This window comes from uncultured Croceicoccus sp., from assembly GCF_947496385.1.
Lineage (GTDB): Bacteria > Pseudomonadota > Alphaproteobacteria > Sphingomonadales > Sphingomonadaceae > Croceicoccus.
On record NZ_CANMCP010000006.1, the window covers coordinates 119294 to 142783 of the forward strand.

Here is a 23490-nt window from a genome sequence, read left to right on the forward strand (position 1 = left end):
CGTCATGCATCGGTCAGTTCGGACAGCCGCTTTGCCACCGCGGCGAGATCGGCATCGAAAAGCCGTTGCTGCTCTTCCCGCGCCGCGCCGTCGAGGCGGAGGAGGTAGGACGGGTGCGCCGTCACCCACAATTCGCTTCCGTCATCCAGCGGATGGGCGACGCCGCGCGCCTTCGTGATGCTGACCGTCTTGCCCAGCATGCCGCGCGCCGCGCTCGCACCCAGTGCCAGCACGAGTTTCGGGCGCACGATGGCGCGTTCACTCTCCACCCACCAGCGGCAGATGTCGATCTCCTTCGCCTTGGGCGACTGGTGAATGCGGCGCTTTCCGCGCTGCGTGGTCTTGGCCGTGAACTTGAAATGCTTGACCGTGTTGGTGACATAGGCGGTGGCCCGGTCGATGCCCGCCTTTTCAAGATGCACGTCGAGCAATTGCCCCGCCGGCCCGACGAAGGGGCGGCCCTGCCGATCCTCCTGATCGCCGGGTTGTTCGCCCACGATCATGAGGGGCGCACCGCGCGGCCCTTCGCCCATGACGGCGGTATTGTCGAGTTCGCCGATCGGGCAGCGGGCGCAGGCATGGATCGCCTTTTCGATCGCGACCAGCGTTTCGGGCCGTTCGCCCATGTCGATTTCGCCGGCCTTCACCATCGTCGCCTCCCGTGCCTGCGCGCCCGCGACCAGCTCGGGAATCATCTGCGCCTCGGGCATGTTTTTCCAGTATTTGCGCGGCATTTCCTTCATCATCGCGCCGATCTTCAGGCGCGCGGGGTTGAAGATGGAGGCATAGTAGCCGCGCCACAATTCCTCCGCATCGTCGCCGGTCGGCGCGTCGGCGCGGGTGGCGGACGGCCCCTCGCGCAGCACCTCTCCGTCCCAGTGCAACGCCCCCCGCGGGGTCAGGATGGACCAGCGCATATTGGCGAAGCGCCGCACGAAAAAGCCCGCATTGTGCCGCAATATGTGGTGGAACGGTTCGAACCACGCGATGTAATGCTCGGTCCCGTCCTCGTCCTTCGTTTCGCGAAAGCGCAGGAAGGCCCGCATCTTGTGAATGTCGCGCCGCACCGCGCGGGCCATGTCGGCCAGCTTGCGAATATCGCCATCGGCGGCATCCTCGATCAGCCGGGGCCGCGTCTGCAACCGCCACAGCGTGCGGTAAAGAATGAAAAACCGTTCCGGATCAGAGTGAAGGATAACAGTCTTCGCAATATCCATGAAGCGTCGCGACACGCGCGGCTGCGGCGCATCATCAGGCGGGGTGGGCAGGCGGCGGTCGCCATGGGTAAACAGATCGCCGGCGCTTCCACCCGGTTCGGTCCATGCCACGCGGTCGGGCGGCGCATCCGCCATCAACAGGCGGCGGGCCTGATCGCGCCACCCCTCGAAATCGTCGCTCTCGGCCAGAGGCACCACGTAATAGGTGCCCAGCTTCACATGAGCCAGCCTGTCCTGCGCCGGCGCACTCATGCGGCGAACAGCTCCAGCTGCCGGTCCTGCGGCGGGGCGATCAGCGTTTTCAGGTCGGCCCGGTCGGTCAGCAATGTCGGGCGCCAGTCTGCGGCAACGAGGAACGGGCGCACCTTCGTAAGCGACACGGTCATCTTCGCCACATCGTCCAGCCGTAGCCGCCGATGCCGCCGCGCCGACAGGATCTGCCCCACCGCCCGCGTGCCCAGCCCCGGCACGCGCAGTAACATTTCACGCGAAGCCCGGTTCACATCCACCGGAAATTCCTCCCGAAATTTGAGAGCCCAGGCCAGCTTGGGGTCGATGTCGAGCGGCAGCATCCCGTCCGCCCCCGCCGCCTGGCCAACCTCCTGCGGCGAATAGCCGTAGAACCGCATCAGCCAGTCCGATTGATAGAGCCGGTGTTCGCGGATCAGGGGCGGCCGCTTCAACGGCAGGACCGCGCTTGCATCGGGAATCGGGCTGAACGCGCTGTAATAGATGCGGCGCAGCGCATGCCGGCCGTAAAGGCTGCTGGCGCGGGTCACGATATCGGTGTCGCTCGCCCCGTCGGCGCCGACGATCATCTGCGTCGACTGGCCGGCAGGCGCAAATCGCGGCGCGTGGCGAAATCGCTTGCGCGCATCCACCGCCTCCGTGATGTCGCTCCCCATGCGGCCCATAGCGCCGTCGATCTGACCTGCGTTCTTGTCGGGCGCCAGCCGGTTCAACCCGGCATCGGTCGGCAATTCGACATTGATCGACACGCGATCGGCATAGAGCCCGGCGCGGTGAATGATCTCCGGGTCCGCCTCGGGAATGGTTTTGAGGTGAATATAGCCGCGAAAATCATGCTCCTCGCGCAGGATGCGAGCCGCCTCCACCAATTGCTCCATCGTGTGATCGGACGATTTCACGATGCCGGAGGACAGGAACAATCCCTCGATATAATTGCGCTTGTAGAATGCGATGGTGAGGTCGGCGACCTCCTGCGGCGTGAAGCGCGCGCGCTCCACGTTCGAACTCTTGCGATTGATGCAGTAATGGCAATCGAAGATGCAATGATTGGTCATCAGCACCTTGAGCAGCGAAATGCACCGCCCGTCGGGCGCATAGGCGTGACAAATGCCCATCCCCTCGGTCGAACCGATGCCCTTGCCGCCGCGGCTGTCGCGTTTCGATGTGCCCGACGACGCGCAGGACGCATCGTATTTCGCCGCATCGGCGAGGATCTTCAATCGGTCGAGAATCGGTTTCTGAGCCATGGGCACCTCTTTTCCGTTCTATAAATGTTCTTTTGGACAGAGGCCAGAACAAAACGGAACCATACAGGTACCGGCGAGGATCCGCCCCTTTCGAACCCTCCCACGGCAAAAACGTATTAACCTTAATCAGTTTGAGGAACGGGTATCGCCGGCAATGATTGAGAACCCGGGTTTCATGACCGGGGATATTCCTTGCATATCGTTTCTTTGGCGCTGGGTGGATGTTTGCGGGGCGAACCCGTGGCCTATGGCATTACGGAAGATACCGGCGGGCATATCGCCTATATTCTTGGCGAGATGCGCGCCCTTGCCGCACATGGCGCCGTGACGCAGGCGGAGATCGTCACACGCCTCTTCGATGCCCCCGAACTCGGTGCGATTCACGGATGCGCGCACGAACCGCTCGGCCCGAAACTCTTCATTACGCGGATCGACAGCGGCAACCGCGCCTATCTTGCAAAAGAGGCTCTCGCAGCCGACCGGGATGCGTTCGCGCGCGCGTTCATCACCCATCTGCGCACGCGGGACCGACTGCCCGATCTCATCCATGCGCATTTCGCCGACGCGGCCGATGTCGCGGCGCGGGTCCGGCGCGAACTGGGCATTCCCTTCATCTACACCGCCCATTCGCTCGGCATCGACAAGCGCGATTGCGCACTGGCGCCCCGCGATACGCCCACGATGCAGGCGCGCATCGCGGAGGAGGACGCCGCGATCGCCCGCGCCGACGCCATCGTGGCGAGCTCCGTCGACGAGTGTGAGCGCCAATTGCCCGCCTACCCGTCCGCCGATGCGGCGCGTATTCATCGCTTGCGTCCCGGCGTCGACATGACGGTGCCGGATGCCGCGGCGCGCGCGCGGGCGGCGGCCATGATCGCCCCGTTCCTGCGCCACGGGGACAGGCCCATCGTGCTCGCCGTGGCGCGCCCGGTGGCAAAGAAGAATCTCGTCGCCCTGGTCGAGGCGTTCGGACGCGACCCCCGATTGCGCGAGCGCGCCAATCTGGTCCTGCTCGCCGGTCTGCGCAAAGGGCTCGTCGGCGGAGAGCCGGAGCAGGATCGCGTGCTGTCCGGCATTGCCGATGCGATCGATCGCTACGATCTGCATGGCCATGTGGCGTGGCCCCGCAACCATTCGCGCGACGATGTGCAGGCGCTCTACGCCCTTGCCCGCGACAGCGGCGGCGTGTTCGTCAATCCGGCACTGACCGAACCCTATGGCCTGACCTTGATCGAGGCGGCGTCGCATGGCCTCCCCGTGGTGGCGACATGCCGGGGTGGGCCGGCCGATATCGTCGGCGAGCTGGAAAACGGATTGCTGGTGGAGCCGACCGATCGGGCCGGAATCGGAAATGCGGTACGTACCCTGATCGTGGATCGCCCATCATGGCTGCGCGCATCGAACAGCGGCCGTGAGGGTGTGCGCTCGATGGGCTGGGACCGCTATGCCAGCGGGCTTGTCGCGCTGGCGCGGGAAGTCACCGGTCGGGCCATGGCTCACCGCGCCGTGGCGCCCGTGCCCCGCGCGCTCGCCCTGTGCGACATCGACAATACGCTCACCGGATGCGCCGAAGGTGCGCGGAGGTTGAGCGCCTATCTCTCCCGCCATCGCGACACCGTCTTTGGCGTGGCGACGGGCCGCTCCATCCTCGAGGCGCAGCGTGTCCTGCGCGAATGGTCGCTCCCCTTTCCGTCCGTCTGGGTGACCTCGGTGGGGAGCGAAATCTACTGGCAGCGGGGAGAGGATCGTATCGCCGATCAAGATTATGCGCGGTCCCTTGCACGCGGATGGGACGGCGACGCGGTTCACGATGCGCTGCGCGACCTGCCCTGCCTCACGCCGCAGGGGCGCAGCGAGCAACGCGAATTCAAGCGCAGCTATTTCCTCCACGATCCCGCCCGGCTTGCGCAGGTGCGCGAACGGCTCGACCGGGCGGGCGTGAAGGCGCGGGTGATCTTCAGCCACGAAAAACTGCTCGACATCCTTCCCGTGGAGGGCGGAAAGGCGGCGGCGATGCGCCATGTCGCCAACACGCTCGGCCTCACGCCCGAGGATGTTTTCGCCGCCGGGGACAGCGGCAACGATATCGACATGCTGACCGATTGCCGCAACGCGATCCTCGTCGGCAATCACGCGCCCGAACTCGCGCGGTTGAGCGAGCGGGAGAACGTCTACCTCACCCGGCGCCACCACGCCGGAGGCACGCTGGAGGGGATTGTCGCCCATCGCTTCGCGCGCCGCCGGGGGGTCGCGGCATGACCGGCGGTCCGCGCCGCGCGGTCGGCTATTTCGTCCATCATCAGGGGCGCGGCCATGCCGAACGGGCCGCGGCGATCGCCAACCGGCTTATCGATTGCCGCCCGGTCACGCTGTTTTGTGCGCGGAGCGATATTTTCCCCGAGCTCGACCCGCGCATCGAGCGCATCGCCATTCCTTCGCTGTTCGAGCCGGAGGGCACCGCCCCGCCCCGGCTCGACGCGATGCCCACGCCCGATACGCTGCATTGCGCGCCGGTCGGATGGCCCACCATCACGCGCGCGGTCGCGGCGATTACCGCGTGGTTCGACGATGCGGCGCCCGCCTTGTTCATGACCGATGTTTCGGCAGAACTGGGCCAGCTCGCGCGGATCGCATCGGTGCCGCATGTCGCGGTGCTGCAACATGGCGACCGGGCCGACCCCGGCCACATGGCGTCCTACGCCGCGGCGACCGGCCTGCTCGCCCCCTACCACCCCGATCTGGAGCAGCCGGAGCGGCCCCGATGGATGCAGGCGAAGACCCATTACGCCCCCGGTGTCGGGGTGGATATGACCGCCCTGCCCACGCGCGACGCGGCGCGGGAGCGGCTGTCCCTGTCACAGGATGCGGAGATCGTCCTCGTCCTTGCCGGCGGCGGCGGCACGGGCACGCCGACGGCGCCGCTCACGCTCGGTGCGCGGGACAATGCGGGGGCGCAATGGTTCACCATTGGCACGATCGCGAGCGAATGGCACGAAACGCCGCCCGGCAATCTTCGCCACATGGGATGGGTCGACAATCCGCAGGACTGGATCGCGGCGGCGGATCGCATCGTGTCGAGCTGCGGCAACACCACGGTGCAGATGGTATGCGCCGCGGGCAAACCATGGATCGTCGTGCCCGAGTGGCGCTATTTCGATGAGCAATTGCGCAAGGCGGATGCCCTGGAGCGCGCCGGCGTTGCGGCCGTGGCGCCGCACTGGCCGGCGCATGCGGGCCGCTGGCGCGCATTGTGGGACGCGGCGCGCGCGATTCACCCGGAACGACAACGCGCCATGGTGCGCGACGATGCCGCGGAACAGGCAGCACGATGGCTCGACCATCTCGCCACAGATCTGTGGGCGGGCGCAGGGGTACCCCTTCGCGAAAGGCAGGATTGCGCATGAAAATCTCGATATGCACGCTGGCGAGCGGGCGGGCCGCGCATCTGCGCAACCTCGTGCTCGGCCTGATGGAGAGCGAGCGGGCACCGGACGAGCTGATCGTGGCGGTGTTGCAGGATGCGCCCTATGACCTGCCGGCGGCGTCGTTCCCCGTGACGCAGATCGTTCTGGGCAGCGATGGCGTGCCGCTGTCGCTCGGCCGGAATACGGCGGCGGGCGGGGCATCGGGCGATCTGCTGATCTTCCTCGACGTGGATTGCGTGCCGCACCCTGCGCTCGTCGGCGATTATGCGAAGGTCGCGCGCGACCATGGCGGCGTGCTCATGGGCGAGGTCGGCTATTTGCCGCGCGGCGCGACCGCGAACGGCGTGGATTTCGCGCATTTCGAACGCGTCGCCGTGCGCCATTCCGAACGCCCCGGCCCACCCGAGGCTGCGGTCGGGCCGTGCCGGGATTACCGGTGTTTCTGGTCGCTGAATTTCGCCATATCGGCGGCGGATTTCGCGCGGACCGGCGGTTTCGACGAACGCTATACCGGCTATGGCGGGGAGGATACGGATTTTGGGCGCGTGGTCGCCGCCTGCGGCCTGCCGCTCCAATGGGTGCGCGGGGCGAAGGCATATCATCAGTATCACCCGCACCACATGCCGCCCGTGCATCACCTCGACAGCGTGATGGCGAATGCACATCGCTTTGCCGAAAAATGGGGCGAGCCCACGATGCAGCACTGGATGCGGGCGTTCACATTGATGGGGCTGACCCGGCGGGACGGCGCGGGGTGGGTAAAGCTGCGCGAGCCGGAGGAGCGCGACCTTGCCCTCACCCGGCAGGAGGAGGACCAGCCCTACGCCAGCAGTGCGCGCGTGCTCGACCTGCTGGAACGGGCCGCGGCGAAGGATGCGGCCTCCATCGCGGCGGAATAGCGCGCCTCGTACCCGGCGATCATCGCGGCGGTGGAAAGCATGGTTTCGGCGCGGCGGCGGCATCGCGCAGGGTCGATGGCGTGGACAGCGCCGATGGCCCGCGCCATGGCCCCGGTATCGCCCGCCGGCACGACGATCCCGCAATCGCCGATCACCTCGCGCATGGCGCCGCGGTCGAATGCGATGACGGGAACGCCCGAGGCGAGCGCCTCCGCCGCGACGAGACCGAAGGGTTCGTCCCACATCGGCGTCACCAGCACCGCCCGCGCCCGCGCCACGGCGGCGCGGAGCACAGCGCCGCTGGCATGGCCTTTATAGGCAATATCGGGGCCGAGCGCGGGTGCGACGCGATCCGAGAAATAATGCTTGTCCTCGACCGGGCCGTAGATGTCGAGCGCGGCATCCGCCTCTCGCACGGCGGCGATCGCTTCGGCCAGCCCCTTGTTCGGGGTGATCCGCCCATACCATAGCAGGCGGTCGCTGCGGGTCGCGGGCTGCCATTCGGTGCAGGACACGCCATTGGGCACGACCGCAAAATTGGCGGGCGCATCGCGGGCCTGCGCCCCGTCCTGCCCCAATCCGGCGAGCCAGAGCGGCATCTGACTCTGCGAAGTCAGCGTGATTTGCGCGTGGTTGCATCCGGCCACGGCATGCACCGCCTCCCGCATCTTGCCGAAGGGGGGCACGTGCTGCGACGTGACCATCGGCACGCGCTCGTCCGCCGCCCGTTCGATGAGGTCGGGAAACAGCGAATTGTTATGCGCCACGTCGAATTCGCAATTACGAAACCCCGCCCGGATCGCGGTCCACGCCCGGTCGAAGGCCGCACGCTGATACCGGTCGAGCCGGGGCGTACCCCGCCATTGCGCCCAGGGCAGGACAGCCTCGTAAGGCGCATCGCATATCGGCACGAGGTCGGGATCCTCGCCCCCCGGCGCCGCGAACAGCGTCACGTCGTGGCCCGCATCGCGAAGCCCGCGCGACAATTGTACGGCATGCGCCTCCATCCCGCCCATGAACGGTTCGGTGAGCGGGTGGCGAATATGCGCGACGACGGCGATCCTCATCGGCGGGTCGGTCTTGACCGGCGGGTCGGGGCGGGACGAGCGGGAGAATTTCGCATGTGGCGGGAAACGGGTGGAACCGGTGGCGGTTCCGCTCATTGGATGGCCTTGTGACTGTGACGCCGCGCCCCCACCGATATGCCTTCGTCGCCGGATTGCACCGCACCGGGACCAGCATGACCGCGCGGCTGATCGCGGCCCATCCGCAGGTCGCCGCGATCACGAATGCGCCCGTCCCCGAAAAAGAGGGATGCTATCTTCAGGGCGCCATTCCCCACGACGCAACCCACGGCATTCCGGGGCATTTCGCCACCGACCCGGCACAGCACCTGATCGAGGGGTGCCGATACGATACGCTCGCCACGCGCGACAGGATCGAGGCGGACTGGGCGCGGTGGTTCGACACGGCGGGACCGTGGCGAGTCGAGAAATCGCCGGTCAACCTCACCCGCATGCGCCTTTACCAGCAAGTGTTTCCGACGGCGCAATTCATCGTCCTCCTGCGCCACCCGGCGGCGATGGCGGGGGCGCTGGCGAAATGGAGCGACCGGCCGTTTGCCGAACTCGTCGATTACGCGCTCGACGCCTATGACATCGTGGCGCGGGATCTGGCCCGGCTGCACTGGGCCATGGTCGTGCGTTACGAGGATCTCGTTGCACGGCCCGATGCATGGACGGCGGCGTTGCACCGGTTTCTGGATCTCGAACCGGTGCCGGTCGATATGGCGGTGCGCGATGGCAATGCGGATTATGCCGATGTGCCGGACATGACACTCGATCAGGCGGCGCGGGCGGCGGAATGGGGTTATGGCGACGGGCTTTCGGCCTTGCCGATGACGCCCGTGGTGCGCCACCCGTTGCGCGCCGTGCGGGAGGATGTGCTCACCCTCGTTCAGGGGTAGATCCCGTGCAGGTACCATGCGGGCGGCCCGCCGCGCCCGTCGCCCGCGATCCCGTCGCGATAGAGCCAGTAACGTCGGCCCGCGCTGTCCTCGATCCTGTAATAATCGCGCAGCCGCACGGTCGAGCGTTCGCGCCACCATTCGGGCGCGATGCGTTCCGGTCCCTCCGCCCGCGCGACCTCGTGCAATTCACCGCGCCAGCGGAACCGGCGCGGCAGGCCGTCCGGCGTTTCGTAGACCACCGCGATCTGCTCCGCCCGGTCGAGCAGTTTCAGAGGGCGGGCATGGAACGCCATTTCCGCCTGCGCCGCCGGTTGCGGGGCGAGCGGCGCCTGCCATCTGACGCAGCGTTCGGGAACATGGCTCGCACGCGGGACGGGGCGGCGCACCGCATCCGCGCCCAGCCGGGTGGTCAGCCGGTCGACGCACGCGGCAAGGCTGGTGCCGTGTTCCTGCGCCGCCGTGTCGAGATCGGCCTGGTTGAAATCGAGCGGTTCGGCCCAGCTTGCGGTAAGGCGCACCATCTCGATCCCGAAGCCCGCGTCGATCCCGTCCAGCTTTTCGGTGAACAGGCGGCACACGTGGGCGGCATCGCGCGTCGCGGCGGCGAGTTCGAGCCGGCGGCCCACCATCTCCCCATTCACGCGCCAGCATCCCAGCTCCAGCCGGCGCGCGCCGCGGCCCTTCCCTTCGAGCAGGCGCATCATCTCCTCCGCCAGATCGGACAGCACGATTTCGAGCAGCGGCAGATGGCGGATCGGCTCCATCAGCCGCCGCTGCACCATGGGCGCGGTTTCCCCCACCACGGGCAGCAACGGTTCGGGCACCGTGCCGAGCAATTGATCGTAGCGCAAAAGCGGGTTCGCCGTCGCCGACCGGCGCACGCGAAACCGGCGGGTCAACGCATCGCGCCCGACCCCGTGCAGATCGCCCAGCCGTTTCAGCCCCAGCCGCCGCAGCACCAGCAACACGTCATCGTCGAGCCGCAGCGCCGCCACCGGCAATTGCGACAGCCGCGCGGGCATGTCGTCATCGGGCGCGACAATGGCCTGCGCCGGGCCATGATGCGCGAGCGCCCATGCCGCACCGGCGGTGGGCGCGATGGCGATGCGCGCCGTCAATCCGCGCGCGGCGAGGATCGCGGCGGCATCGCCGATCAGCCGCCGTTCCCCGCCGAACAGATGCGCCGCGCCGGTGATGTCGACGATGACCCCGTCGGGCGGGTCGAGCGCGCTCCACGGGCCCCAGCGCTGTGCCCACACGGCCAGCCGTTCGAGAAAGGCGAGATCGCCCGCGGGGTCGGCGGGATGCACGGCAATCTGCGGACAGACCGCGCGCGCATCGGCCAGCATGGTGCCCGCGCGCACGCCGTGCCGCTCCGCCGCGTGGTTGGTCGCGGCAATGCGGGGTCCGTGCGCGGTTTCGGTGATCAGCGCGACGGGGGCGTCATCCTCGCCTGCCCCCTCCAAAGGCGCGTGTCCCTCAGGCGCGGGCCGATGCCGCCGCCAGCGATCGATCGCCAGCCGCGCCAGCCAGATCGCCAGCACCCGCCGGGGCGGCGCGCAGGGGCTGCCTTTCGTGTTGGCTGCGGTCATGGTCCTGTCCTGCAATATCCTGCGTGATCCACCACGCACCGGGGCGCAGGCCACGGGCGCGGAACAATTCGCCGTGCCAGCGCGCCGCCCCGGGCGCATTCGCGTTCCATCGCGGCGGCTGCGACGGGGCGGCGGATACCTCCCACCGCATCCGCCCTGCGCCAAGATCGCGCCGCGCATCAGGCCGCACCAGCCACAACGGCACGCCATGCCGTTCCGCGGCCAGGACCAGCCGGCGCGAGGCGGTAAAGTCCAGCGCGCGCGGATTGCCCGCGATCTCCCCGATGACAAAGGCGAGATCGCGGCACCGCACCCCCTCCTCCAGCGCAAAGAGCGCATCGCCCGCATCGCGCGCCGCAACATGGATCATCCGGTGGCGCAACGCATCGGGCAGGCCCGGAAGATAGGGCCGCCCGCCCACGCGGATCGCGGCCCGGTCCTGCACCCAGAGGAACGCGCGGTCATCCACCGCCTCCACCCGTGCAGCCTTTGCCCCGTTCAGTGCGGCGTGCCCCATGTCGCGCGGAGCCTCCTGCGCCAGCGCGAGCGCGAGCGCGGCGGCGGCGGCCTCCCGCCCCTGTCCGAAAATATCGCCGGCGCCGCGAAACCCCATGCCGGGGCGCCACTCCCCCCCTGCCCCGCGCATATGCGAAGGCGACAGCCGACTGGCCGCGAAAAGGCCGTCGGGAAGGTCGGGAGCGGGATCGGGGCGGGTCTTGTTCATGGCGGTATTTTTCCGGCGAATCGGTCTTTCACGGTTGTGGAGGCAACGGCCATGTTCTTATTATGTTCCGTCTCTTACGTCCATTGTCATGCTCCGCGATCCCCGCATTTCATCCACAGGCGTGTGCAAAGGCGGAACGCGCGCCGTCCCCACCCGTTAAGGAGAAAACAACGAAAGGACCGACAATGTACGATCAAGGCGACGCCGACGAACTGAAGCATGAATTCTGGGAAAAGATGGCGAAATCGCCCTTCGTCATGCTGCAACTCGATGCCGACCCGGATTCGGCCGCACCCATGACTGCGCAGCTCGACAAGCATGCCGATAGCGCGATCTGGTTCTTCACCTATCGCGACAATCGTTTCGCCACGATGGGCCCGGCCACGGCCACCTTCGCGTCGAAAGACCACGAGCTGTTCGCCCGTTTCCACGGCGTGCTGAGCGAGGAAACCAGCCGCGAACGGCTCGAAAAGGAATGGAGCAATTCCGTCGAGGCATGGTTCCCCAACGGCAAGGACGATCCCAACCTGCTGATGATGCGGATGGATCTCGGCGATGCGTCGATCTGGTCCGGCGAGATGGGTGCGATCACCACGGCCAAGATGATGCTCGGCATGGACATCACCGACGATACCAAGGGCGGACAGGCCGAAACCGCGCTCTGATCCACAGCGCAGCGTAGCAAAAGGGCCGCTCCTTTCACGGGGAGCGGCCCTTTTCGCATGCCGGTTCCGTTGCCCGGCGTTATGCGCCGAGGATCGAGGGGAAGATGCCGATGATCAAAATCGCCATCAGCGCGGCGGGACAGACCCAGCGCACCAGCACGAGATAGACGCGCAGCAATCCGCCTCCGAGCCCCGTCTCGCTATCCACGATGCGCCGTTCCGCCACCCAGCCGACGAAGATCGACGTCAGCACCGCGGCGATCGGCATCAGCAGTTTCGACGTCAGCGAATCGAGGAAATCGAACCAGCCTAACCCTTCGAACATGGGGATGAAGCCGGCGGGATGCGCATCGGAAAGCGTGTTGAACGACAATGCGGCCAGCACGCCGAGCGCCAGTGCCCCCGCGGTCACGATTCCGCTGGCCGGCCCGCGCGCAAGCGAGAACCGCTCCATCATCCATGCGGTCGGCACCTCCATCAGCGCGACCGAACTCGTCAGCGCGGCAAAGGCCACCATGACGAAGAACAAGAGCCCGACGAGCGATCCCGCCGGCATGTCCTGAAACGCGATGGGCAGCGATTGAAACATGAGCCCCGGCCCCGCGCTCGGCTCCAGCCCGGCGAGGAACACGATCGGAAAGATGCACAGCCCCGCGATCAGCGCCACGGCCGTATCCGCGCCCGCGATGATGAGCGACGTGCCCGCCAGATTGACGTCGCGCCCCACATACGACCCGTAGGTGATCATCCCCGCCACGCCGAGCGAGAGCGAGAAGAACGCCTGTCCCAGCGCGGCCAGCATCACCGCCCCGGTCAGCTTTTCAGGTTCGAACGTGAACAGGTAATTCAGCGTATCGCCCATGGCGCCGGTAAACGCGCCATAGATGGTGATCGCCACGATGAGCACGAAAAACGCCGGCATCATCCATTTCGCCACGAATTCGATGCCGCCCGAAACGCCCCGCGCCACGAAGAACAGCGTGACCGCGATGAACACCACGTCGAGCCCGACCATCAACGGACCGTTTCCGAACAGTCCGGGCAGGATCGCGTCGATCGTCGCCGGGTCGCGCCCCTGAAACGCGCCGCCCGCGACGCCGGTGTGGAACAGGTCGGATACGAAGATGCCGATATAATACAGCACCCATCCCCCCACGACGCAGTAGAACGACAGCACGATAAACGCCGAAAGCACGCCGATCGACGCCAGCGCGCCCCAATGGCGCGACGCCCGCGACGCCGCCGCGAGCTTGAGCACCGATTGCGGTGCCGACGTCTGCCCGAACCGCCCGATCAACGTTTCGGACAGCAGCACCGGCAAGCCGATCAGCACGACGCAGAAGATATAGAACAGGACAAACGCCCCGCCGCCGTTCGCGCCGGCCTCCGCCGGGAACCGCCACAGATTGCCGAGGCCGACCGCCGACCCGATCGCGGCCAGGATGAACGCGCTGCGCGAAGACCATCCTTCGTGGGCCTGGCCTTCGTCGACCTGGCCTTCGTGCGCCGCGTCTTGTGTTGGTGCCGCCATATCTTTGCCTTCGCCCCCGGTAACCATTTGTTTCATATCTCTTGCAACGGTTTGGCCCGCATTCCAAGCGGGGCTTTGCCATATTCGCGTTCACGGGTAAAAGCCGCCACCATGTCTACCACTTTTCAGATCGACACCTCGACCAGTCGGGCGACGCCGACGCCGGCGCCGATGAAACGGCTCACCGTGCCCAAGATCACTCGGCGCAAGCAGGACGGAGAGACGGCGGAACCGCTCGTCATGCTCACCGCCTATACCGCGCGGCAGGCACAGCTGCTCGATCCGCATTGCGACATGCTGCTGGTCGGCGATTCGCTGGGGCAGGTGATTTACGGCCTGCCATCGACGCTGGCCGTGACGATGGACATGATGTGCGCCCATGGTGCCGCCGTCGTGCGCGGATCGTATCACGCGCTGGTCGTGGTCGACATGCCGTTCGGCAGTTACGAGACATCGCCCCAGCAGGCTTTCGAAAATGCGAGCCGCATCATGGCCGAAACCGGCGCCGCCGCGGTCAAGCTCGAAGGGGGGACGGCCATGGCCGAGACCATCGCGTTCCTTTCGGCGCGGGGCATTCCGGTCATGGCGCATGTCGGGCTGACCCCGCAGGCGGTCAATGCGCTGGGCGGGTACATGGCCCGTGGTCGAAGCGAGGCCGAACATGCGAAGATCATTGCCGATGGCCGCGCCGTTGCCGAGGCCGGCGCCTTTGCCGTCGTCGCCGAAGGGGTGGTGGAGGATATCGCCATCGCGCTCACCACGGCGGTCGCGGTCCCTGTCATCGGGATCGGCGCATCGGCACGGTGCGACGGGCAGGTTCTCGTCACCGAAGACATGCTCGGCATGTTCGAACGGGTGCCACGCTTTGTGAAGAAATACGGCGACATCGCTGAATTCATTTCGGAAAAGGCGTCCGAATACGCCCGCGATGTGCGCGCCCGCGAATTTCCGGGACCGGAACAGATCTATCCCGCAAAGGCGGATTGAACGCCCGGCCGCGCGCCGATCCTGCGCCCTTATCGCAACGCTTATTCAGGTTGAACCGTCTTGCAGACACTCCTTGCCCATTACAAAGGCTCGTTCCTTTTCACCTTCGTGGCGCTGGCGCTTTCCGTATGGCTCGGATTTGCGCAGGGCGATGGGGTGTCGGGCATGCTTTCGGTCCTGTGGATCGTGGTCGTGCTCTCGATCCTCGAAATATCGCTGTCGTTCGACAATGCGGTCGTTAATGCCACGGTCCTGCGCGACATGGACGAAAAATGGCAGCGACGCTTCCTCACCTGGGGCATCGCGATCGCGGTGTTCGGCATGCGCATCGTGTTTCCGCTCGCCATCGTGGCGATCGCGGCCAGCATCGGCCCGATCGAGGCGTTGAACCTGTCGCTGAACGATCCGGAAACCTATGAGGCGCTGGTATCCGATGCGCATATCGGCATCGCCGGTTTCGGGGGCGCGTTCCTCACCATGGTGGGGCTGAAATTCTTTTTCGATGCGGACAAGGAAGTCCACTGGATCAGTGTGATAGAACGCTTTCTTGCAAAGGTTTCGAATATCGATGCGGCGGCTATCGCGGTCCTCGTGCTGGCGCTCTATCTCATATCGCTGGCGCTTCCCGATGCCGAGGCACTGACCTTCCTGACATCGGGCATGCTGGGCCTGCTGACCTATATCGTGGTCGAGGCGATCGGCACGCTGCTCGACATGGCGGACAACAACGCCGCATCCGGCGCCGCGCGGTCCGGGCTCGGCGGGTTCCTCTATCTCGAGGTGCTCGATGCCAGCTTCAGCTTTGACGGGGTCATCGGGGCGTTCGCGCTGACCAACAACATGCTCATCATCGCGCTGGGCCTGTCGATCGGCGCGATGTTCGTGCGTTCGATGACCATTCACCTGGTACGGGCGGGCACGCTTTCGCAATATCGCTATCTCGAACATGGGGCGTTCTGGGCGATTATCGTGCTGGGCGCGATCATGCTGGCATCCGCGGTCGTGCATATCCCAGAAACGATCACCGGGCTGATCGGCGCGACGCTGATCGGGTTGTCGCTGTTCTGGTCGATCCGCCATGCGCGCAAGCATCCCGAGGACGCCGCGGAGGCCAATGCCGAGGCCGGACCGTCCGGCGGGCCGGTTTCCTCCTGATCCGCGTCCGGACCCGCCGCACATTACGGCGGGTCCATCGGCGGTCTGGACGTTCAGTTGCCCAGATTGTCCGCTGCATCGTTGGCCGCATCGCCCACGCTTTGCGCGGCATTGCCCACATCGCCGGCGGCCTCGGCAATGGCGTTGTCCTTGGCGACTTCGGCCCCGCTCCCCTGCATCAGGAAAAACCCGCCGACCAGCACGGCCAGAAGAAGCACCGCGAAGATCGCCCAGCCGGCCCCGCCGGATTTGCGGGGGCTGTCGTGATAGACTTCGGTATGGGTATGCGTGTTGCCTTCGGGCGTGCGGGTTTCGGTGACGCGTTCTTCGACCATGGCGGCCTCCTTGTTTATCCAGTCGTTGAAAACTCCGGATAGGAGGTTTCCGTTCCGCGCGGAGGCGGCGGCGCGGAATTTCGTTGCACTCGTCGCCTGTTCGTCGGACAAGCACCGGATGGAGGTCGCCCCGGACATTCTTGCCGACACCACCGCGCCGGAGCGTGAGGAATGGGTCGCCGCGATGGCTGCCCTTCCCGCCATTCCCGTCCCGGCGACGCTGTCCTGCGTGAGCCTGTCCCTCCCCGACGCGCCACAGCGGATTGCCGCGCGGCGCAGCGAGGGACGCATCGTCCTCGCGCTCGCCACCGCGGCGCAGATCCGGGAGCGTGAGGACGCGCTAGAGCAGGGGGTCGACGAATTTCTGCAGAGCGGGCCCGTCGAACCGGCCGATCTGCGTGCGCGGCTGCGTTTCCTGGAAAACGGGGCGGCACGGCCGGACGGCGTCGAATTCCGTCCGCCGGCAACCGTTCGGATCGACGGGCGCGATGTCGTGTTACGGGAGCGTGGCGCGGGCGTGTTCGCGCTTTTATGGGCGGCGCGGGGCGGGTTCGTGACGCATGAAACGCTGCTCGCGCAGACATGGGGCGAACATGCGGCGGGACGGCGTGAATATCTGCGCGTGGCGATCGGGCACATGCGGCATGCGCTGGAACCGGAACCCGATCTGCCGCGCTATATCCTCAGCGAACCGGGCGTCGGATACCGGCTGGGCGATGGAACGCCGCGCCATACCATCGCGTAATCTCGCTACATCCCGTAGAATATGACCAGCAGGATCGAGAGCGTCGTCGCCATCAACAGCACGAGCGGCACGCCGGTCCGAAGGTAATCGGCAAAGTCGTAGCCCCCCTCCTCCATGATAAGCATGTTGGTCTGATACGCGATCGGCGTCGCATAGCACAGATTGCACCCGAACAGCACGGCGAGGATCAGCGGCTCCTGCGGGAGGTCCAGCGTGTTGGCGATGTTGAAGGCGATCGGCGTGCCGACGGTGGCCGCCGCCGCGTTCGACGCGAAATTGGTGAGCAGCGTCACGAACAGCATGATCGCGACCAGCACGCCGGCCGCCGGCAGATATTGCAAGCCCGCCGACATTACGAGGCCGAGCCATTCGGCCGCCCCGCTTTCGAGGATGATGCGCCCGATCGCGATGCTCGCCGCGACGAGCACGATGACATTGGCGGACAGGGCGCGCCCAACCCGGTCGAACTTCACGCAGCCGGTCACGAACATCGCGATCGCGCCGCCCAGCGCCGACACCGCGATGGGCCAGAGCCCGATGCTCGCCGACAGAACCGCGCCCAGCATGATCGCCGCGGCCAGCACCGCCTTCGACCGGCGGGGCACTTCCTTCGCCCCTTCGAGCAGGAGCAGCTGATCCGTCTCGGCAAATTCCTCAATTTCGGCGAGCGATCCCATGACGAGCAGCACGTCGCCGACCTTGAGCGTCAGTTCCGAATATTCGTGGCGGCCGCGGTCGTCGGATTTATTCTGCTGATGAATGCCGAGTACGGCGACGCCGAATTGCCCCGCCACGCCGGACGACGGAATGGTCAGCCCGACGAGCCGCGATTCGGCGGTAATCGCCATTTCGACGACCACCACGTCGAGCCTTTGGCGGCGCGCGGCGGCGCGGATGCGTTCGACCACCCACGCCGGCGCGACCCGCCCCTTGAACACGCGCATCGCCTCTTCGAGGGCGCGATGCGTGCCGCTTACGGGAATGCGCGAACTCGCCGTGATCTGCCGGTCCTGCGGTCCTTCGAAGGCGAAACCTTCGGGCAGGCGATCGGCGAGGTCGTTCGGCGTCATGCCGATCAGCTCATTGTCCTCGTCAATGCGCAGCGTCGCGGAAAACCGCCGTTTCGTGCGCATCGCGGTCAGGCCGTTGTCCGGCAGGAGCTTCGGCATCACCAGCCAGAGATAGGGAATCGCCACCAAAGCGGCGAGCAGAACGATCGGCGTGAAATCGAACACGCGCAGCGGCGGCATGCCCAGATCCTCGGCAATGGACACGACGAGCAGGTTGGTCGACGTACCGATCGTCGTCGCCATCCCACCGATCAGCACCGCGGCGTTGAGCGGGATCAGCGTTTTGGACGCGGGCATCGCGCCGCGTTCGGCCAGCTGCACGAACACCGGGAGCAGGAGCACCAGCACCGGCGTGTCGTTGACCATCATCGACAGCCCCATCGCCAGCATCAGCGACACCAGCATGCCGATGCGCGGATTGAACTTCCACACCCGGTCGAGGAACAGCGTCGCCGGCTCCAGCGCGCCCGTGACCACCAGCCCCCGGCCCATGATCATCAGCGCGCAGATGGTGATGAGCGCCGGGTGGCCGAAACCGCTGAACGCGACGGCAAGCCCGGCATTGCGGTCGATGGAATCAAGCGGCCAGAAATAGAGGCCCAGCGCGATGATCGCGATGGTGACGAGGCTGACGATTTCGGTCTTGATCCGCCCGCGCGCAAAGGCAACGAACATCGCGATCGTCAGCGCCATCGCGGCAGCGGCGTGATAGGACGGCAAGCCCGGCATAGACCAAAAGTCCTAACACCCTGCGAGACAGAGCGCCATATGGCGCGTCAATCCGCCCACCGGGGCGACGTTCGCCTTTACATGAAATGGTGCCCCTGGCCCGACTCGAACGGGCACGTCTTGCGACAAACGATTTTGAGTCGTTCGCGTCTACCATTCCGCCACAGGGGCACAGCCGCCCGGTCACAGGCGACGCTCCCCGGCCTTAGCCGGGAGGGCTGCGCGCATCAATCCCCCTTGAGTGCGCCCACGAGAAGCTTGTGAAGCCGCGAATGAACCGCGTCATTACCGGCAAGCACCGTCTTGTCGCAGACCGGAAGGGAGCGCCCCTTCCAGTCGGACACAAAACCGCCTGCCTCGCGAATGAGCAGGCACCCGGCGGCAGTGTCCCACGGGCTGAGATCGCTTTCCCAGAACCCTTCGTAACGGCCCGCAGCCACCCATGCGAGATCGAGCGAGGCCGCACCGAACCTGCGCAACCCGGCCACGCGCGGGCCGATGGCGTTCGCGATTTTCGACCATTCCGTGAAATTGCCATGCCCGCCATAGGGCGTGCCCGTCGCGATCAGCGAATCGGCAAGATCCCGTCGCGCCGACACGCGCAGCCGCGCATCGTGGAGCCACGCTCCGCGCGATTTTTCGGCCCAGAAGCTTTCGTCCGTGATCGGCTGATAGACGAGCGCGGCGGTGACCTCGCCCCAACCGCTGCGGTCGAGCTTGGGCTCCTGCACCGCGATCGAAATCGCGAAATGCGGCATGCCGTGGAGAAAGTTGGTCGTCCCGTCGAGCGGATCGATGATGAAGCGCGGCTTGTCCTCGTCGCCGTCGATCGTGCCGCCTTCCTCCATGAGAAAGCCCCAGCCCGGCCGTGCGGCGCGCAATTCGTCCCACAACGTGCGTTCGGCGGCGCGGTCCGCCTTCGACACGAAATCGGCGGGCCCCTTGCGGCTGACCTGAAGGTGTTCGACCTCGCCGAAATCGCGGCGCAGGCGCGAACCCGCCTTGCGCGCGGCGCGTTCCATGACGCGGATGATGCCGGAAAGGGCCATTCTTCTATTCGCTTTTCAAATCAGGGACGTAAGGGAAAGATCAGCTGACCTTGCCGACATAGCTGCGCTCGTACACGTCGACGATGATGCGCGTGCCGCTTTCGATATGGGGCGGGACCATGACGCGCACGCCATTGTCGAGCACGGCGGGCTTGTAGCTCGAAGAGGCGGTCTGCCCCTTCACCACGGCGTCGGCCTCGACGACCTCGGCCTCGACCTGTTCGGGAAGCGCGACGCTGATCGGGCGCTCGTCATACATTTCGAGCGTGACCTGCATGCCGTCCTGAAGGAAGGCCGCCGCATCGCCGAGCAGGTCGGCGGGAAGCTGAATCTGTTCGAACGTATCGGTATCCATGAAGACGAGGGTTTCATCATCGGCATACAGATACTGAAAATCCTTGAGGTCGAGGCGCACTTTCTCGACCGTGTCGGCGCTGCGGAAACGCACGTTCGTCTTGCGCCCGTCGATCAGGTTCTTCATCTCGACCTGCATGTAGGCACCGCCCTTGCCGGGCTGCGTGTGCTGAATCTTGGCGACCTTCCAGATGCCTTTTTCATATTCGAGAATATTGCCGGGGCGAATGTCGACGCCGCTGATCTTCATGAGGCTGGACCTTGAATGGTTTGCAAAAAACTGTCGATGGTTCGGATATGTCGCGGCCCTTAGCCGGTGCAACCTCCCGGCACAAGGCGCAGCATGGATCCGCGCCCCTGCGTCATGGCCGCATCACCCCCGCGCATCGAGCCATGCGTCGACCGCGGCGAGCGCATCGGCAATCACCTGGTCCTGCGATCGGGAGGCATCGATGACGACATGCGCCGCGCGATCCGCCGCCGCCTGATCGAGGAAGGATTGCCGCACGCGTGCGTGAAATTCCTGCGTCAGCGTTTCGAAACGGTCCTCCCCGCTGCCATCGCGCGTCAGCCGTTTGCGGCTGCGCGCAAGGCCGGTCCCGGCATCGAGGTCGAGCACGACGGTCAGGTCGGGGAAAAAATCGCCGATCGTGCGGGCGTGCAACATGCGGATGAAATCCACCGGAAGCCCGCGCCCCGCCCCCTGATACGCGATGGTGGAGCCGACGAACCGGTCGCACACGACCCAGCGCCCGGCATCGAGCGCGGGGCGGATCGTGCGCCGCACATGTTCGATCCGCGCCGCCGTCATCAACAAAAGCTCGGACCGATCGTCCCAAGAATCGTCCGCGCCCGACAGGATCAGCGCACGGATCGCATCGCCCTGCGGCGATCCCCCCGGCTCGCGCGTGGCCACCACTTCTTTGCCGCGCTGCGTCAGATGACCGGCAAGCGCCTGCGCAAAGCCGGTCTTGCCGCACCCGTCGATCCCCTCGACCGCGATGAAGACCCCCGTCAATCGACCAGCCCCAGCAAACCGTTGCGCAATTGCTGCCAGCGATTGGCAGGCGCGACATCCTCCATCGCGACGAGATCCATCCGGCTCGACTTGCCGTTGCCGTTATTGACGTGCAGTTCGGCGATGCGCTCCCCCTTGCGGATGGGGGCGACGACCGGACCTTGATAAACGATGCGGACCGACGGGTTCGGCGCCTTCCCGATCGGGGTGGTGACGAAAACGGGGCGCGGCGCGGCGACCGCGACGCTGGTGTGGCTGCCGCCCTGCACCTTGACCCGGCCGATTTCCGCGTCCTTCCCGAACAATCGCGTCGTCGACCATTCGTCAAAGCCCCATTCCATGAAATCGCGCGAGATCTGCTTGCGCTCCCGCGAGGTTTCGGTGTTGCCGACCACCATGATGAGCCGTCGCCCGTCCCGCTGTGCCGACCCGACGAAGCCATAGCCCGCCTCGTTGGTGAAGCCGGTCTTCAACCCGTCCGCGCCCGCCACCGCGCCCAGGATCGGGTTGTGATGCTTTTGCGTGATGTCGTTGAAGCTGAACTCCTCCATCGCGAAATAGCGCCGGTAAAGATCGGGATGGTCGGTCAGGATCGCCTTGGTCAGCTTGGCGAGATCGCGCGCGCTGGTGTAGGTGCGCCCCTCGTCCGGCCAGCCATTGGGCGTGTTGAAATGGCTGTCGGTCATGCGCAGCTTGCGCGCCTGGGCATTCATTTCGCGGGTAAATCCGTCGACGCTGCCCGAAACCCCCTTGGCCAGCACGACGCAGCCGTCGTTCGCCGACACCGTCACGATCCCCGCGAGCAGCGTATCGATGGTGATCCGGTCGCCTGCGCGCACGAACATGGAGGAACCGCGCCGGCTCCACTGCCGCGCCGTTTCGGGATCGACCGTGATGACCTGATCGAGAGCGATGCGCCCCTCCTTCACCATTTCAAACGCGGTGTAGGCGGTCATCAGCTTCGTCAGCGAGGCGGGAATGAACCGCCGGTCGGTTTCGCGGGCGAGCAGGGTCCGGTTGGAGCCCAGATCGTACATCAGCGCGATGGGCGCACCGTCGAGGCTTTGCGGAGGGGCGGGCGCAAGCGGCGGGGCGGGCGCAACCGAGGCTGTGCCCCCTGCCCCGTCACCGCGATCCGCCTGTGCGTAAAGCAGGGGCGCGCCGCCCACCATCACGGCCGCGGTCAGGCCGAAAAGCGTTCGGCGAAGAGTCAATCCGGTCATGTCATCCCGTCATCAGCGCGGCGGCGTCAGATCAACGCCTTATCGCATCGGCCAGCAGCCCTACCGAAAGCGCGTAATAGTTGGAACAGTTGTAATCGAGAATCACGCGATAGTTCGAGGTCAGCAGATAGGCCGTGTTCCCGCGCCCGTCGGGTTCGAACAATACGGCGAAACTGTCATCCGGGATCGCGCCTTGCGGACGAATGCCGAGCGCCTTCCATTCGCGCACGGTCTTCCACTGGCTGTGCCGGGCAAAGACGCGCGGGCAACGCGGCGCGACGAGGTCGGTGCGCTGCGGACCCATGTCGAACCCCGCCGGCACGGCGGCGGGCACGCCCCAGGGTTCGCCCGGACGCCAGCCCGCGCTCCTGAAATAATTGGCGATGGAATGCAGCGTATCGGCATTGCTGTTCCAGATGTCGCGATCCCCGTCCCCGTCGCCGTCGACGGCGAGGCGCAGCCACACGCTCGGCAAAAATTGCGGATTGCCGAACGCGCCGGCCCAGCTCCCCTCCAGTTGCGAACGTGCGACGCCCTGGTCGATCATCTTGAGCGCGGCGATAAGCTCGCCTTCGAACAGGTCGCGGCGGCGCCCTTCATACGCGAGCGTGGCGAGCGAGCGCGGCAGGTCGAACCCGCCCATGTAGCTGCCGTAATTGGTTTCATGCCCCCAAATCGCGACGAGCACCTCGCCCGGCACGCCATAGCGCCGTTCGATCTCCGGAAAGAGCGAGGCATTGCGGGCGTAGGCGCGGATGCCGCCGTTGATCCGCGCGGAATCGACATGGCGCTCGCGATAGGGGGCAAAGGGCGGCGGAACCGAATTGGGGTTGGACGCCTGCGGCCGGTCGAGTTCGACCACGCGGGGATTAAGCGTGAGACCCGAAAGCCCCGTGGCGATTGCGCGGTCCGACACGCCCTGCTGCCGCGCGCGGGCGGCAACCTGATCGAGATAGGCATCGAAGCCCGCCTGCGTGAGCGTCTGCGCCGATGACGGCGAGGCCAGCAAAAGCGCGACGGCGGCACCGGCGAACGAGGGAAGGCGCACGGCGGCGCGAAGTTTTTTCAGCATGTTCAGGCTCATGGCACAGGAACACGGCCGTGTGAATTGCGACATGCGACGAATGCCCCCCCATGCGCGATGTGGCGTGACAAAGCCGCTGCTTTTGGCTAGCGACGCAGCCGCGATTGCCGCGACGAACGATGGCGATGATGTGGAAGCGTGGCCGAGCGGTTGAAGGCACCAGTCTTGAAAACTGGCATACGGGCAACCGTATCGTGGGTTCGAATCCCACCGCTTCCGCCAC

At 66.2% G+C, this 23490-nt stretch carries 21 protein-coding genes and 2 tRNA genes; 9 read left to right on the forward strand and 14 right to left on the reverse strand.

Going from position 1 to position 23490, the window contains the following annotated elements; all coding sequences use genetic code 11:
* Positions 1–2 precede the first annotated feature (2 nt).
* Both Q0897_RS11070 and Q0897_RS11075 read right to left on the reverse strand, forming a co-directional pair.
* Positions 3–1469 carry a UdgX family uracil-DNA binding protein gene (locus tag Q0897_RS11070; RefSeq protein ID WP_299309518.1) on the reverse strand — a complete coding sequence of 489 codons (1467 nt, stop codon included), beginning with the start codon at positions 1467–1469 and terminating at the stop codon, positions 3–5.
* Positions 1466–2713 (reverse strand): putative DNA modification/repair radical SAM protein, encoded by a 1248-nt coding sequence (locus Q0897_RS11075; RefSeq protein WP_299309519.1) that lies wholly within the window; start codon positions 2711–2713, stop codon positions 1466–1468. Before Q0897_RS11075 ends, Q0897_RS11070 begins: the two co-directional genes overlap by 4 nt.
* 240 nt (positions 2714–2953) lie before the next feature.
* On the opposite strand from Q0897_RS11075, the gene Q0897_RS11080 reads away from it, so the two are divergent.
* From Q0897_RS11080 to Q0897_RS11090, 3 genes are read left to right on the forward strand one after another with little or no spacing between them, the layout of a single operon-like run.
* Positions 2954–4972, forward strand: coding sequence for an HAD-IIB family hydrolase (locus Q0897_RS11080; protein WP_299309520.1), 2019 nt, complete (start codon positions 2954–2956; stop codon positions 4970–4972).
* Complete coding sequence (locus Q0897_RS11085; protein WP_299309521.1) at positions 4969–6117, forward strand: glycosyltransferase; 1149 nt, start codon at positions 4969–4971, stop codon at positions 6115–6117. Before Q0897_RS11080 ends, Q0897_RS11085 begins: the two co-directional genes overlap by 4 nt.
* The gene (locus Q0897_RS11090) at positions 6114–7037 is read left to right on the forward strand and encodes a galactosyltransferase-related protein (protein WP_299309522.1); all 924 of its coding nucleotides are present in this window, start codon (positions 6114–6116) and stop codon (positions 7035–7037) included. The genes Q0897_RS11085 and Q0897_RS11090 overlap by 4 nt, the downstream gene beginning before the upstream one ends.
* On the opposite strand, the gene Q0897_RS11095 is transcribed toward Q0897_RS11090, so the two are convergent.
* The gene (locus tag Q0897_RS11095; RefSeq protein ID WP_299309523.1) at positions 6959–8200 is read right to left on the reverse strand and encodes a glycosyltransferase; all 1242 of its coding nucleotides are present in this window, start codon (positions 8198–8200) and stop codon (positions 6959–6961) included. The genes Q0897_RS11090 and Q0897_RS11095 overlap by 79 nt on opposite strands.
* Before the next feature lie 11 nt (positions 8201–8211).
* Here Q0897_RS11095 and Q0897_RS11100 point away from each other — a divergent pair, with 11 nt between their 5' ends.
* Positions 8212–9003 (forward strand): sulfotransferase, encoded by a 792-nt coding sequence (locus tag Q0897_RS11100; RefSeq protein ID WP_299309524.1) that lies wholly within the window; start codon positions 8212–8214, stop codon positions 9001–9003.
* Here the strand turns inward: Q0897_RS11100 and Q0897_RS11105 are convergent.
* Both Q0897_RS11105 and Q0897_RS11110 read right to left on the reverse strand, forming a co-directional pair.
* Positions 8994–10598, reverse strand: a complete 1605-nt coding sequence (locus Q0897_RS11105) for a DUF6504 family protein (protein ID WP_299309525.1) — start codon at positions 10596–10598, stop codon at positions 8994–8996. The two genes, Q0897_RS11100 and Q0897_RS11105, sit on opposite strands and share 10 nt — an antisense overlap.
* Complete coding sequence (locus Q0897_RS11110; RefSeq protein WP_366519928.1) at positions 10486–11322, reverse strand: hypothetical protein; 837 nt, start codon at positions 11320–11322, stop codon at positions 10486–10488. Before Q0897_RS11110 ends, Q0897_RS11105 begins: the two co-directional genes overlap by 113 nt.
* A 185-nt stretch (positions 11323–11507) precedes the next feature.
* On the opposite strand from Q0897_RS11110, the gene Q0897_RS11115 reads away from it, so the two are divergent.
* The gene (locus Q0897_RS11115) at positions 11508–11987 is read left to right on the forward strand and encodes a pyridoxamine 5'-phosphate oxidase family protein (protein WP_299309526.1); all 480 of its coding nucleotides are present in this window, start codon (positions 11508–11510) and stop codon (positions 11985–11987) included.
* Between the two features lie 79 nt (positions 11988–12066).
* Here the strand turns inward: Q0897_RS11115 and Q0897_RS11120 are convergent, their stop codons facing one another.
* Positions 12067–13518, reverse strand: a complete 1452-nt coding sequence (locus Q0897_RS11120; RefSeq protein WP_299309527.1) for a sodium-dependent transporter — start codon at positions 13516–13518, stop codon at positions 12067–12069.
* 111 nt (positions 13519–13629) lie between these two features.
* On the opposite strand from Q0897_RS11120, the gene panB reads away from it, so the two are divergent.
* Positions 13630–14505 carry a 3-methyl-2-oxobutanoate hydroxymethyltransferase gene (gene panB, locus Q0897_RS11125; protein ID WP_299309528.1) on the forward strand — a complete coding sequence of 292 codons (876 nt, stop codon included), beginning with the start codon at positions 13630–13632 and terminating at the stop codon, positions 14503–14505.
* A gap of 60 nt (positions 14506–14565) precedes the next feature.
* On the forward strand, positions 14566–15660 hold the full coding sequence (locus tag Q0897_RS11130; protein ID WP_299309529.1) for a DUF475 domain-containing protein: 1095 nt from the start codon (positions 14566–14568) through the stop codon (positions 15658–15660).
* 53 nt (positions 15661–15713) lie between these two features.
* On the opposite strand, the gene Q0897_RS11135 is transcribed toward Q0897_RS11130, so the two are convergent.
* Positions 15714–15995: a hypothetical protein gene (locus Q0897_RS11135; protein WP_299309530.1), complete on the reverse strand. Its 282-nt coding sequence runs from the start codon at positions 15993–15995 to the stop codon at positions 15714–15716.
* A gap of 118 nt (positions 15996–16113) precedes the next feature.
* Here Q0897_RS11135 and Q0897_RS11140 point away from each other — a divergent pair, with 118 nt between their 5' ends.
* A complete protein-coding gene (locus tag Q0897_RS11140; RefSeq protein ID WP_299309531.1) occupies positions 16114–16740 on the forward strand; it encodes a winged helix-turn-helix domain-containing protein in 627 nt (208 codons plus the stop codon).
* A gap of 5 nt (positions 16741–16745) precedes the next feature.
* Here the strand turns inward: Q0897_RS11140 and Q0897_RS11145 are convergent, their stop codons facing one another.
* From Q0897_RS11145 to Q0897_RS11175, 7 genes are all read right to left on the reverse strand, one after another.
* Complete coding sequence (locus tag Q0897_RS11145) at positions 16746–18503, reverse strand: SLC13 family permease (protein WP_299309532.1); 1758 nt, start codon at positions 18501–18503, stop codon at positions 16746–16748.
* 123 nt (positions 18504–18626) lie between these two features.
* Positions 18627–18710 (reverse strand) — tRNA-Leu (locus Q0897_RS11150).
* A gap of 56 nt (positions 18711–18766) precedes the next feature.
* Positions 18767–19588, reverse strand: a complete 822-nt coding sequence (locus Q0897_RS11155; RefSeq protein ID WP_299309533.1) for an inositol monophosphatase family protein — start codon at positions 19586–19588, stop codon at positions 18767–18769.
* Positions 19589–19628: 40 nt separating this feature from the next.
* Complete coding sequence (gene efp, locus Q0897_RS11160; RefSeq protein ID WP_299309534.1) at positions 19629–20192, reverse strand: elongation factor P; 564 nt, start codon at positions 20190–20192, stop codon at positions 19629–19631.
* Between the two features lie 123 nt (positions 20193–20315).
* Complete coding sequence (tmk, locus tag Q0897_RS11165; RefSeq protein ID WP_299309535.1) at positions 20316–20960, reverse strand: dTMP kinase; 645 nt, start codon at positions 20958–20960, stop codon at positions 20316–20318.
* Positions 20957–22183 carry a D-alanyl-D-alanine carboxypeptidase family protein gene (locus tag Q0897_RS11170; RefSeq protein WP_299309536.1) on the reverse strand — a complete coding sequence of 409 codons (1227 nt, stop codon included), beginning with the start codon at positions 22181–22183 and terminating at the stop codon, positions 20957–20959. The genes tmk and Q0897_RS11170 overlap by 4 nt, the downstream gene beginning before the upstream one ends.
* Before the next feature lie 31 nt (positions 22184–22214).
* Positions 22215–23255 (reverse strand): lytic transglycosylase domain-containing protein, encoded by a 1041-nt coding sequence (locus Q0897_RS11175; RefSeq protein WP_299309537.1) that lies wholly within the window; start codon positions 23253–23255, stop codon positions 22215–22217.
* A gap of 144 nt (positions 23256–23399) precedes the next feature.
* Here Q0897_RS11175 and Q0897_RS11180 point away from each other — a divergent pair.
* Positions 23400–23489 (forward strand) — tRNA-Ser (locus Q0897_RS11180).
* Position 23490: the final 1 nt, after the last annotated feature.

Excerpts from the sequence above, each read along its gene's own strand:
- Q0897_RS11070 (WP_299309518.1), bottom strand. The coding sequence starts at position 1,469 with ATGAGTGCGCCGGCGCAGGACAGGCTGGCTCATGTGAAGCTGGGCACC.
- Q0897_RS11075 (WP_299309519.1), bottom strand. The coding sequence starts at position 2,713 with ATGGCTCAGAAACCGATTCTCGACCGATTGAAGATCCTCGCCGATGCG.
- Q0897_RS11085 (WP_299309521.1), top strand. The coding sequence starts at position 4,969 with ATGACCGGCGGTCCGCGCCGCGCGGTCGGCTATTTCGTCCATCATCAG.
- Q0897_RS11090 (WP_299309522.1), top strand. The coding sequence starts at position 6,114 with ATGAAAATCTCGATATGCACGCTGGCGAGCGGGCGGGCCGCGCATCTG.
- Q0897_RS11095 (WP_299309523.1), bottom strand. The coding sequence starts at position 8,200 with ATGAGCGGAACCGCCACCGGTTCCACCCGTTTCCCGCCACATGCGAAA.
- Q0897_RS11105 (WP_299309525.1), bottom strand. The coding sequence starts at position 10,598 with ATGACCGCAGCCAACACGAAAGGCAGCCCCTGCGCGCCGCCCCGGCGG.
- Q0897_RS11110 (WP_366519928.1), bottom strand. The coding sequence starts at position 11,322 with ATGAACAAGACCCGCCCCGATCCCGCTCCCGACCTTCCCGACGGCCTT.
- Q0897_RS11115 (WP_299309526.1), top strand. The coding sequence starts at position 11,508 with ATGTACGATCAAGGCGACGCCGACGAACTGAAGCATGAATTCTGGGAA.
- Q0897_RS11120 (WP_299309527.1), bottom strand. The coding sequence starts at position 13,518 with ATGGCGGCACCAACACAAGACGCGGCGCACGAAGGCCAGGTCGACGAA.
- panB (WP_299309528.1), top strand. The coding sequence starts at position 13,630 with ATGTCTACCACTTTTCAGATCGACACCTCGACCAGTCGGGCGACGCCG.
- Q0897_RS11135 (WP_299309530.1), bottom strand. The coding sequence starts at position 15,995 with ATGGTCGAAGAACGCGTCACCGAAACCCGCACGCCCGAAGGCAACACG.
- Q0897_RS11140 (WP_299309531.1), top strand. The coding sequence starts at position 16,114 with ATGGAGGTCGCCCCGGACATTCTTGCCGACACCACCGCGCCGGAGCGT.
- Q0897_RS11145 (WP_299309532.1), bottom strand. The coding sequence starts at position 18,503 with ATGGCGCTGACGATCGCGATGTTCGTTGCCTTTGCGCGCGGGCGGATC.
- Q0897_RS11155 (WP_299309533.1), bottom strand. The coding sequence starts at position 19,588 with ATGGCCCTTTCCGGCATCATCCGCGTCATGGAACGCGCCGCGCGCAAG.
- efp (WP_299309534.1), bottom strand. The coding sequence starts at position 20,192 with ATGAAGATCAGCGGCGTCGACATTCGCCCCGGCAATATTCTCGAATAT.
- Q0897_RS11170 (WP_299309536.1), bottom strand. The coding sequence starts at position 22,183 with ATGACCGGATTGACTCTTCGCCGAACGCTTTTCGGCCTGACCGCGGCC.
- Q0897_RS11175 (WP_299309537.1), bottom strand. The coding sequence starts at position 23,255 with ATGCTGAAAAAACTTCGCGCCGCCGTGCGCCTTCCCTCGTTCGCCGGT.